At 38.5% G+C, this 11,008-nt stretch carries 9 protein-coding genes; all 9 read left to right on the forward strand.

Going from position 1 to position 11,008, the window contains the following annotated elements; translation table 11 throughout:
• Positions 1 to 34: 34 nt before the first annotated feature.
• The 9 genes from MHH87_RS03815 to MHH87_RS03855 all read left to right on the forward strand — a co-directional run bounded on the left by MHH87_RS03815 (position 35) and on the right by MHH87_RS03855 (position 10,982).
• Positions 35 to 1,576, forward strand: coding sequence for a Ppx/GppA phosphatase family protein (locus MHH87_RS03815; protein WP_340748003.1), 1,542 nt, complete (start codon positions 35 to 37; stop codon positions 1,574 to 1,576).
• 2 nt (positions 1,577 to 1,578) lie between these two features.
• Positions 1,579 to 3,744: an RNA degradosome polyphosphate kinase gene (locus MHH87_RS03820; protein WP_340748004.1), complete on the forward strand. Its 2,166-nt coding sequence runs from the start codon at positions 1,579 to 1,581 to the stop codon at positions 3,742 to 3,744.
• Positions 3,745 to 3,841: 97 nt separating this feature from the next.
• A complete protein-coding gene (locus MHH87_RS03825; protein ID WP_340748005.1) occupies positions 3,842 to 5,866 on the forward strand; it encodes a sensor domain-containing protein in 2,025 nt (674 codons plus the stop codon).
• A gap of 248 nt (positions 5,867 to 6,114) precedes the next feature.
• The gene (fadH, locus tag MHH87_RS03830) at positions 6,115 to 6,882 is read left to right on the forward strand and encodes a 2,4-dienoyl-CoA reductase (protein ID WP_340748006.1); all 768 of its coding nucleotides are present in this window, start codon (positions 6,115 to 6,117) and stop codon (positions 6,880 to 6,882) included.
• Positions 6,883 to 6,984: 102 nt separating this feature from the next.
• Entirely contained in the window at positions 6,985 to 7,227 is a 243-nt protein-coding gene (locus MHH87_RS03835; protein WP_340748007.1) for a short-chain dehydrogenase, read from the forward strand.
• 296 nt (positions 7,228 to 7,523) lie between these two features.
• On the forward strand, positions 7,524 to 7,970 hold the full coding sequence (gene cbpB / locus MHH87_RS03840) for a cyclic-di-AMP-binding protein CbpB (RefSeq protein ID WP_340748008.1): 447 nt from the start codon (positions 7,524 to 7,526) through the stop codon (positions 7,968 to 7,970).
• Positions 7,971 to 8,154: 184 nt separating this feature from the next.
• Positions 8,155 to 9,051, forward strand: a complete 897-nt coding sequence (locus MHH87_RS03845) for a LysR family transcriptional regulator (RefSeq protein ID WP_340748009.1) — start codon at positions 8,155 to 8,157, stop codon at positions 9,049 to 9,051.
• Positions 9,052 to 9,134: 83 nt separating this feature from the next.
• Positions 9,135 to 9,851, forward strand: coding sequence for a 2,3,4,5-tetrahydropyridine-2,6-dicarboxylate N-acetyltransferase (gene dapD / locus MHH87_RS03850; RefSeq protein ID WP_445683074.1), 717 nt, complete (start codon positions 9,135 to 9,137; stop codon positions 9,849 to 9,851).
• A 12-nt stretch (positions 9,852 to 9,863) separates the two neighbouring features.
• Positions 9,864 to 10,982 carry an N-acetyldiaminopimelate deacetylase gene (locus MHH87_RS03855; RefSeq protein ID WP_340748010.1) on the forward strand — a complete coding sequence of 373 codons (1,119 nt, stop codon included), beginning with the start codon at positions 9,864 to 9,866 and terminating at the stop codon, positions 10,980 to 10,982.
• The last annotated feature ends 26 nt before the right edge of the window (positions 10,983 to 11,008 follow it).

The raw sequence follows: 11,008 nt of genomic DNA on the forward strand, positions 1-11,008 counted from the left end.
TAAGAGAACTTATAGAAAGGAGTGACTGAATACTATGAAAAAAATAAATACGGCTATTATTGATATCGGCTCAAATACGATTCGATTAGTGTTTTATGAATATGATAAAAACGAGGGTTTACATGAGTTTGGCAATATTAAAACAGTAGCCCGGTTACGTACACATATATTACCAAATGGTGAAATGGCAGAGGAAGGAATTCAGTTGCTGTTAAAAACACTGTCTTCATTTAAACAAATTTTAGCAGATTATAACGTTACAGATATTAAAGCAGTGGCAACAGCCGCCGTTCGCCAAGCGATAAATAATGAAGCAATTATTACACGTATGATACAAGAAACCGGCATTGCAATTGATATTTTATCGGAGGAGGAAGAAGCATATTTTGGCTTTATTGCCGTAGCTCACTCTATGGATACACCGTCCGCCGTGACAATTGATATTGGTGGGGGCTCAACTGAAATTACTTTATTTAAAAATAAAAAGCTGCAAAAAACTATTAGCTTCCCATTCGGTACGGTTTCATTAAAACAAAAATTTGTACAAGGTCATATCATTAATGAGCAGGAACGTCTTGCCTTACAGAATTATGTAAAAGAAGGATTTAAATCACTGAGCTGGATTGAGAATGTGAAACTGCCAATCATTGCCATTGGGGGGAGTGCCCGAAATGTAGCCCAAATTCATCAGCAAAAAGTGGACTATCCTTTATCTGGTGTTCATCAATATGAAATGACGAGAAATGACATTATTCAGCTAAAAGAAGAACTAGCCAAAATGCCCTTTGAACAACTAAAGCAGCTAGACGGCTTGTCCTCTGACCGGGCAGACATTATTGTACCCGCCCTAGAAGTATTTTCCTCGTTAATGGAAGTAGTCGGCACACAATCTTTCCAGTTAAGTAAGAAAGGTTTACGTGAAGGACTAATTATTAGCCGCATCTTACATGAAGATGTAAAAGCATTTGATAAATACAATGTGTTTGAGGATAATGCACGGCGGTTAGCTTTTGAATATGGACGCTCAGAAGAAGAAGTAAATATGCTAAATAACCTAAGCGAGCAGTTTTATCGTGAGTGCTGCCATGTAGAACTACTTGAATATAATGAGGAGCATTTACAGCTTATCAAAAAAGCCTCAAAAGTGTTTGCCATTGGTGAATACATCGAGTTAGATTCGTCTAGCCAGCATACATTTTATTTACTGGCGAACCAGTCAATTGTTGGGATGAACCATGAAGACCGCGTCAAGTTAGCGTTATTGGCATCCTACAAAAACCGAGATTATTTCAGACGTTTTGCAGCGCCATTTGAAACATGGTTTACAAAAGAAGAATTAAAACAGATACGTGACTTTGGTGCACTTTTGAAGTTTGTTTATGCCCTAAATGTATCGAAGCGCAATATTGTCAGTAAAATTACAGTGGAGCTTATAGATGACATAATTCATGTAGTTGTAACAACGAGCGAGCGTGCAATAGCAGAGGCATATCAAGTAGAGAGACAGAAGAAGCATATAGAACGTGTATTTAAACGTAGTGTAATAATTCATTTTAATGAGGAAGGATGGAAGTGAGTATGACGACGGATTTTGATGTAGATAACACATATGAAAACGAATTTCAAACACAAAGGGAATTGACGAAAGCACTGTTGCTTGAGGAAATTGCCAAACCGCAATATTATAACAACCGAGAATTAAGTTGGCTTGCTTTTAATGAACGTGTTTTAGAAGAAGCGGAAGATGTAAATAATCCGCTACTCGAACGGTTAAAGTTTTTAGCAATTTTTAGTTCTAATTTAGATGAATTTTTTATGGTACGTGTTGCGGGTCTTCAAGATCAACTACGTGCTGGATTTCATAAGCCAGAAAATAAATCGGGTTTAACACCAAAAGAGCAGTTAACAAAAATTGCTGAACGCACTCAGGCACTTGTGCGTCGCCAAACAGAAGTGTATCGACATTTAATGGATGACTTACTGCCACGAGAAAATGTCTATATTCGTGATGTAAAGCTACTTACACCCGAGCAAAAAACGTATATTAGTGAATTATTTGAAGAAACTATTTTTCCAGTATTAACTCCTGTGGCTGTCGATGCATATCGTCCGTTTCCGACACTACTTGGACGTACATTAAACTTACTCGTAATGCTTGAAAATAATGGTATTGAAGCTGAAAATATGGATAAAGTAGCGATTGTTCAAGTGCCTTCTGTATTAGAGCGATTTATAAAGTTACCAACAGACGGTGATGAAACGGTATTTGTGCTATTAGAGGATGTTATTTCGAATAGCATTAATAAATTATTTTACGGCTATAAAGTAAAATCTACGCAGGCATTCCGTCTAACGCGTAACGCAGATTTAACGATTCATGAGGAAGGTGCACAAGATTTACTTGTAGAAATCGAAAAAGAACTGAAAAAGCGTAAATGGGGTGTAGGTAGCCGTCTTGAAGTACGTGATGGTGAGATGAATGATGATGTCCTTGATTATTTACTCGATGAATTTGAAATTGAGGAATCAGATGTTTTCAAAATTGATGGACCGCTTGATTTAACCGCGATGTTCTCTTTTGTAAAGACCATTTCCATTGGTCGCGAGCATTTAGAGTATGAAAGCTTTATTCCACAACCACCACAAGATTTACAATCCGATGAAAATATTTTTGAAAAGGCATTAGTGCAGGATTTATTTTTCCATCATCCATTCGAGTCGTTTGTTCCGATTGTTGACTTCATTTCAGAGGCAGCCAATGACCCGAGTGTGCTCGCTATTAAACAAACGCTGTATCGTGTAAGTGGAAATTCGCCAATTATTCAAGCTTTAAAACAAGCAGCAGAAAATGGCAAACAAGTAACCGTGTTAGTGGAGTTAAAGGCTCGTTTTGATGAGGAAAATAATGTGCACTGGGCGAAACAGTTAGAACAGGCGGGTTGTCTTGTTATTTATGGCATGAATAATTTAAAAACCCATTCAAAAATTACATTAGTCGTTCGGCGCCGCCATGGGAAAATTGAGCGTTTTGTGCATTTAGGAACGGGAAATTACAATGATGCGACTGCAAAAATTTACACAGATATGGGAATTATTACGTCCAACAAGGAATTTGGCATTGACGCGACGAATTTCTTTAATTACTTAAGTGGCTATACAGAAAAACCGAAATTTCATCATTTAGTTGTCGCACCGTTCGATATTCGAGATGAGTTTATTAGTTTAATAAATGAAGAGATTCGTATGCATAGAGAATTTGGCGGGGGCTTTATCCGTGCAAAAATGAATTCATTAACAGATAAAGATTTAATGATGAAGCTATATGAGGCAGCCATCGAAGGTGTGAAAATCGAACTCATTATTCGTGGGATTTGCTGTATTCGACCGGGAATCCCTGGTATCAGTGAGAATATAACGGTGACGAGTATTGTTGGACGTTTCTTAGAACATTCTCGAATTTTCTGGTTCCATCACAACGGTGAGGATAAAGTATTTTTATCCTCCGCAGATATGATGACGCGCAATATGATAAAGCGTGTTGAAATATTATTCCCGGTATATGCAGCGGATATTAAAAAACGTATTATAAAAATTATGAACTTGCAGCTACAAGATAATCAAAAAGCTCGTATCCAAGACTCTAATGGTAAATATCATTATAAAGAAGACCATAATGGCACAAAGCGTATTAATAGTCAGGAACTATTTTTAATTGAGTCATTAGGCACAGTGGTAGAGGAATAATTTGGGGAAATTACGGTTAAGTTGCATTAGGTGAGTTCGTCCAATTGACGTTCATGTAGTGAAATGAAGCGAAGTTCCATTCAATGGGGGATTCAAAATGACTAATTCAATAACAGTAGCGATAAATAAAAAATTACATGACATCATTCAACTTAATCCTTTTGATGCGGTCGCGATCTTAAAGTTCCATGACGGGCACTGTTCTGTTGAGATGGTCAATACGAGTGCGACGGTGCTGTTTAATACACAGTTTACTGCGGGCATGGATGCAGTTGTGTTTTTTAAAGATGCCCATTGGAATCAGTTACAGCCTTGTTTAAATAAACAGGGTGAAATGCATTATGTGACATTACAAAATGCAAAGCAAATTGTCGTGAATATGCAACCTGTAACTACTTCGGAGGGAAGTTATATAAGTGTTGTGATGCGATTAATAACGAATGATGTTACGGCAGCACTTGAGGCGCAAATAGAAACAGCGAAACATTTATACTTTGTTGAGCAATATGTAGATCCTGTCATTTCACTGGATTTAAATGGTCATATTATTTATGCCAATATAGCCGCTGCAAACAAGTTAGCTATATTAGGAAATCAAATACTAGGAAAAAGCATTTTTGAGCTCATAGACGAAGAGTATGTCGGACAGTTTGGGCCGCTCTTCCGAAATACACTTGAAGGCTATCCGATGGGTATGCCACAATGCGTATTGAAAAATAAAATGTTTAGTGAGGAGCCCGTTTGCTTAAAAACATTTCCTACATATTGGGATGGAAAAGTCATTGGCGCTCACATTGTCATTAAAAATGTAGATGAGTTTTTCAATGATCGAGAACATCATCATTTTATTGTATACCAGGATGAATTGACAGGCTTATTTAACCGACGTGCTTTAAATGAACAATGGACCATGTATTCGGAACGTCAGCACGAGATGAATATTGCATTAATTCTCGTTGATTTAGATCGATTTAAAAAGTTCAATGAATCGCTCGGTAAGAATAAAGCGGATGGTATGCTCTATGAAGTAAGTAAACGGTTTGGTCAACTGCGAAATGAATTTTGTGAAGTATTTCGGTATAACGGCGATGAATTCGTGTTTTTAGTACGCTATTATGCGCGCGAAGAAGTAGAGGTTATTGCAAATGAAATTTTACGTGTTTTACTAGAACCGTTCGTTGTTGAGGAGCAGGAGTATTTCATTACAGCGTCCATTGGCATAGCATCTAGCGTGGTAGGTCAACCTTTAGAGCTAGATAAATTACTTCACCGTGCAGACCAGGCGTTGTTTTATGTGAAAAATCATGGGCGGTCTCATTACCGGTTTTATCGCAAGGAAATGAGTCAAGCGTTTCCAAATGAAGCGTTAATTGAGGCACATTTACGTCGCGCGATTGAATTTGATGAATTGGCTGTTCACTTCCAACCTCAAATCGATTTAGTGACGAATCGCATTGATAGTTTTGAAGCGCTTTTACGTTGGAATAATAAAAAATTTGGTGCTGTTCCGCCTTCGCAGTTTATACCAATTGCAGAGTCTTCTGGATTAATTATTCACATAGGTGACTGGATTCTCGAACGAGTATTTCAGTATCAAAAAGAATGGCGTGAGCTAGGTTATCGTCCCGTACGCATTGCAATAAATATTTCGCCAAAGCAGTTCAAGCAAGAGCAGTTCGTTTCTAAAATAAAACATTTACTTGAAACGTATGAGATTGAACCGGAATTTGTAGAGCTTGAAATTACAGAGGGCTCAATGACAAACGTTCATGAAACGTCTTCTATTTTGAGACATCTGAAACAATTGGGTGTATATGTTTCAGTAGATGATTTCGGGACAGGGTATTCTTCGCTTAGCTATTTGAAAACATATCCGATTGATATTATTAAAATCGATCAGTCCTTTATTGCCGATATTGAAAAGGATAAGAAAAATGAGGCAATCATTAAAGCGATCATTTTACTGTCACATAATTTAGGGCTTGAAGTTGTGGCCGAGGGCGTCGAAGAAAAAAACCAAGAGCAATTCCTGAAGAATAATAACTGTGAAAAAGTGCAGGGCTATTTATATAATAAACCTCTGCCTGTCGAAAAAGTAATTGAACAATATTTTATCAATTAATGAAAAGCTAATGAATCGCAACGAGTGGTTCATTAGCTTTTTTTATTGTTAAGGAAATTAGAAAATTTCGCCTTGTGGAGAACATTTAAATATGTAAATGCAACGTCTAGGCGAAAGCGCCAGTAAAATCAATGCTTTTTGTTAAATTTGAAGATAAATTATTTAGGATTATATGTAAGAATATTGTGAATTATGGTAAAATGAAAAGTGAATTACAATTCATTTTTTAGCAAAGGGGAAAGATGACCATGTTGCAAAATAAAACGATTCTTATTACAGGTGGCTCTAGTGGGATGGGGCTAGGTATGGCGAAGCAATTCGTCAAAGACGGGGCAAATGTTGTAATTACTGGACGTGATGCTGAGCGTTTAGCGCAAGCGAAAAATGAAATTCTTGAATTCGGTGATACAATTGAAACGTTTCAAATGGATGTACGTGAACCTGAGCAAGTACAAGCAATGTTAGAGTTTGCAGTTGCGAAATTTGGACAAGTGGATAGCTTAGTGAACAACGCAGCAGGGAATTTCCTTGTGCAGGCGGAAAAATTATCTGCCAATGGCTGGAAGGCTGTTATTGATATCGTTTTAAATGGAACATTTTACTGTTCCTCAGCAATCGGGAAATATTGGATTGAGAATGGCATCAAAGGCTCAATGATTAATATGGTCGCTACATACGCTTGGGGTGCAGGTGCAGGTGTTGTCCATTCAGCAGCGGCAAAAGCAGGCGTATTATCATTAACACGCACTCTTGCAGTCGAATGGGGATCGCAGTACGGTATTCGTGTAAATGCAATTGCACCAGGTCCAATTGAGCGTACGGGCGGAGCAGGCAAGCTGTGGGAATCACCAGAGCAAGCTGCGCGTACACTAAAATCTGTGCCATTAGGTCGACTGGGTACACCGGAAGAAGTTGCAGACTTGGCGGCATTTATGCTATCAGAAAAAGCAACCTATATGAACGGGGAGTGCATTACATTAGATGGTGGTTCTTGGTTAAATCAATTTCCTTTCTAACTTTTATCTGTGGGTGCCCAAACGTAAAAGCGTAGTTGATTATGAATAAAACATAGCTGGATTGTTCCATACTAGCTGTACTTAGAAAGGTGGAGAGTACAGATGGGAATATGGTTATATCCAGCTATTTTTGTTGTCTTAATCATTTGTATCGTTGCATATTATTTAACAGTCAGTGTCGCACATAATGTAGAGGACAGTGGGCGAGAGATGGATACCCCAATCCCGGAATCGCTTAAAAACCATCCGTTTATTCTTAATCCCATTATTTTAATGTATATAATTGCAGGATTGTTTTCGGGAATTATGATTTTTTATTACTGGTCTACAAGCAGTAGCTATTGAAAATTTTACCTCTACTTTGGTGCCATTCATAGTCAGCGAATCCCTAATTATGATATTATATAATTAAGCAATCATTCGCTGTTCTACAAAGTGAAGGCATACAGTGAAACTTCAATCAGCAGGGTTTTCGACATACAAAAATGTGCTAGTGCCGACGTTGCCACTAGGATGTGGCGATTTAGTCAGTTTCATCCCTAATGATTGTGAGCTTCACCAATCGGGCTTTTATGGGCAGTTGATCCCCTAATTATGGGGATTTTACTGCCCGTTATTGCGAGATAAAGGAGTAGAAGGTCATGATTTCATTGAACAACAAAGCTTTACTAGAAATGCCAATTACTGATTTTATTATTTCATCTGACAAAGTTGCACATGTTCAAAGTGGAAATAGTGCAGAACATGGTTTACTTGTTTTAACTAAAACAGGCTATTCATCCATCCCTGTTTTAGATGTAAAATACCGTCTACAAGGCTTACTAAGTGCAAAAATGATTACGGAAGCGATTTTAGGCTTAGAACGAATCGAATATGATAAACTAGCTAACTTAAAAGTAGAAGAAGTGATGGAACGCGAGGTTGTCTATTTAAAGGTGACGGATTCATTCCAACGCGCACTTGATTTAGTGATTAATCATGCATTTTTATGTGTAGTAGATGAAGCAGGTACGTTCGTTGGTATTATGACTAGACGTATAATATTGAAGCAGTTAAAAAAATATATTTACACACAAATTCATTCATAAAAGAGCCGAATCGACAAAATCCACTAGTGGGTTTTGTCGATTTTTAGTGGTTAAGAAAAATTAAATTTCTTAAGCACATACTAAAGGATATCGTTTCGATTTTGGAGCGAGATGTTTCTGTCTAAATTGCATTCAGTGGGTGCTTAAAGTGGGCTGAGTATTTTATTTCAAGGAGGCAAAGTGCATGACTGTAACAGAGGCAGAAATAATAAAGATTTTAGCAGAGGAAAAAAATATGCGAAAAGCGGCCGAGCGTTTATTTTTAACACAGCCTGCATTATCGCAGCGTCTCCAATCAATTGAAAAGGACTGGGGGGCACAGCTATTTATTCGCTCTCAAAAAGGACTTACACCAACACCTGCAGGAGAGCTAGTTGTGCAGTATGCCAGTGAAACCATTACGCGTCGTGAAGAAGTATTTGAAACGATTCAAGCACTTAATTCCAAAGTGCACGGCACATTAAAAATTGCCTGTGCATCAATTGTCGGGCAAAACTGGTTACCGAAAGTGCTAAAAGATTTCGTGACGCAATACCCGGATGCGAAAATTTCTTTAATGACCGGATGGAGCTCAGAAATTGTAAAGGCGCTTTACGAGGGAGAGGCACATGTAGGAATAGTGCGTGGCCAGGCAGATTGGAAAGGGAAGAAAATGCATCTATTCCGCGATATGATGTATTTAGTCGATAAAGAAATTACCGAAATGGAAGATATATTGACATCAGATCGCCCGTTTATTCAATTTAAAAGTGATTCGGACTATTACCAGGAAATTCAGCAGTGGTGGCAGCGTCATTTCAACTCCAATCCACGCCATCAGATTATAGTAGATCAAATTGAAACGTGTAAGCAAATGGCGGTAAATGGAATTGGTTATGCGATTTTGCCATCAATTACGTTAAATGGCGAGGAAAAGGTCAATAAAATTCCGCTAACGAATACAGAAAAAGATCACGGTCTAACACGTGATACATGGCTAATCGGCTATGAATCGTCGTTTGAACTCCGCCAAGTAGAAGCGTTTGTAAATGTTGTGCAGGATCACGCACGCTGCTTGTATGATTACTCGAAAGGGCAGTAACAAATTTGTAGGTGCTAATTAAATGAAGATTTAGTATAATTATTACGTGTTAATTAATCTTACATGGAATGGGGTAGGGATGAATGACTATTAAGTTAGATGCGCAGGCAATAATTAGCTTTATTTCACAATCTAAAAAAGTAACACCGGTAAAAGTATATGTAAAAGGGGACGGTGTTGCGAATTTATTATATGGTGAGGACTCAAAAGTATTTGGAGAAGGTAATAGTGCAGTCGTATTTGGTGAATGGACTGAAATTGAAGCAGCCTTAGCTTCTCATGGAGATAAGATTACAGACTATGTTATCGAAAATGACAGAAGAAATTCAGGTGTTCCACTTTTAGATACAAAAACTATAAATGCGCGTATTGAGCCTGGTGCAATTATTCGGGATCAAGTATTGATTGGCGATCAAGCGGTAATTATGATGGGTGCTGTAATTAATATCGGTGCTGAAATTGGTGCGAAAACGATGATTGATATGGGTGCAATTTTAGGCGGTCGTGTAATTGTTGGTGAAAACTGTCATATTGGTGCGGGAACTGTACTTGCAGGTGTAATTGAGCCACCTTCTGCAACACCGGTAATTATTGAAGATAATGTTATGATTGGTGCCAATGCGGTTGTTTTAGAAGGTGTCCGTGTTGGGAAAGGTGCGGTTGTTGCAGCAGGGGCAATCGTGATTGAAGATGTAGCGCCGTACACAGTTGTTGGCGGTGTTCCAGCGCGTGTACTAAAGAAAATCGATGAAAAAACAAAGTCAAAAACAGAAATTATTGATTCTCTACGAAATTTATAAGAAGGTGTCGTTATGAAAGACCTTTTACAAGTAAGACGTGATTTACATAAAATTCCTGAGTTGGGCTTTATAGAGTTCAAAACGCAAGCCTATTTATTAGCTCGTATTGCCGAGTGTCCACAAGAATGTTTACAAGTAACGACGTGGCGCACAGGAATTGTTGTGAAAATTACTGGAAAGAATGCGACGAAAACGATTGGTTGGCGTACAGATATTGATGGTTTACCTGTTGTGGAGGAAACGGAGCTAGATTTTGTTTCTGAGCATACGGGTCAGATGCATGCATGTGGCCATGATTGTCATATGGCAATAGCGTTAGCGTTAGTTCGGACGTTTGCTACAAATCCACCCGCGCAAAATGTCATTGTCTATTTCCAACCGGCTGAGGAAGGGCCAGGTGGTGCTGAGCCTATGCTTGCCTGGTTAAAATCGGAGCGTCCAGATTTACTTGCAGATGAAATTTATGCACTGCATATCGCGCCGGAATACCCAATTGGAACGATTGCAACAAAGTCGGGGCTACTATTTGCCAATACGTCTGAATTGTTTATTGATTTAAAAGGTGTTGGAGGTCATGCAGCATATCCACATAAAACTAGGGATATGACCGTTGCAACGGCAAACTTAATCGTGCAGCTACAAACAATTATTAGCCGTAATATTGATCCATTAGATAGCGCCGTAATTACAATTGGCAAAATGACGTCTGGTACTGTACAAAATGTCATTGCTGAAAATGCGCGTCTTGAAGGGACAATTCGTACACTAAACCCGGAAGCCATGGCACAGGTAAAGAGTCGTATTGAAGCGCTTTGTGCAGGGATTGAGACAGCCTTTGAGTGCACGGTGACGATTGATTATGGCTCGATGTATTATGAGGTGAATAATAACACGCAATGTGCACAGCGTTTGTTGGCATTTGCTGAGCAGTTTGACGGTGCAAATGCGTATGAGTGCCCTGCTGCAATGACGGGAGAGGATTTCGGTTATTTCGTGAAGGAATTACCAGGCGCGATGTTTTGGACGGGAGCAAACTGTACATACGGTTTGCACCATTCCAAATTGAGCCCAGATGAAAAACTTCTATCGTTTAATGCATCGTTTGTAGAGCAATTTATAAGGGATTTATAAACGAATCGCTATGTATAACAGCATAG

This window comes from Solibacillus sp. FSL H8-0538 (assembly GCF_038003525.1).
Classification (GTDB): Bacteria; Bacillota; Bacilli; order Bacillales_A; family Planococcaceae; genus JBBOPI01.

Excerpts from the sequence above, each read along its gene's own strand:
- dapD (WP_445683074.1), top strand. The coding sequence starts at position 9,135 with ATGACTATTAAGTTAGATGCGCAGGCAATAATTAGCTTTATTTCACAA.
- MHH87_RS03820 (WP_340748004.1), top strand. The coding sequence starts at position 1,579 with ATGACGACGGATTTTGATGTAGATAACACATATGAAAACGAATTTCAA.
- cbpB (WP_340748008.1), top strand. The coding sequence starts at position 7,524 with ATGATTTCATTGAACAACAAAGCTTTACTAGAAATGCCAATTACTGAT.
- MHH87_RS03835 (WP_340748007.1), top strand. The coding sequence starts at position 6,985 with ATGGGAATATGGTTATATCCAGCTATTTTTGTTGTCTTAATCATTTGT.
- MHH87_RS03815 (WP_340748003.1), top strand. The coding sequence starts at position 35 with ATGAAAAAAATAAATACGGCTATTATTGATATCGGCTCAAATACGATT.
- MHH87_RS03845 (WP_340748009.1), top strand. The coding sequence starts at position 8,155 with ATGACTGTAACAGAGGCAGAAATAATAAAGATTTTAGCAGAGGAAAAA.
- MHH87_RS03825 (WP_340748005.1), top strand. The coding sequence starts at position 3,842 with ATGACTAATTCAATAACAGTAGCGATAAATAAAAAATTACATGACATC.
- fadH (WP_340748006.1), top strand. The coding sequence starts at position 6,115 with ATGTTGCAAAATAAAACGATTCTTATTACAGGTGGCTCTAGTGGGATG.
- MHH87_RS03855 (WP_340748010.1), top strand. The coding sequence starts at position 9,864 with ATGAAAGACCTTTTACAAGTAAGACGTGATTTACATAAAATTCCTGAG.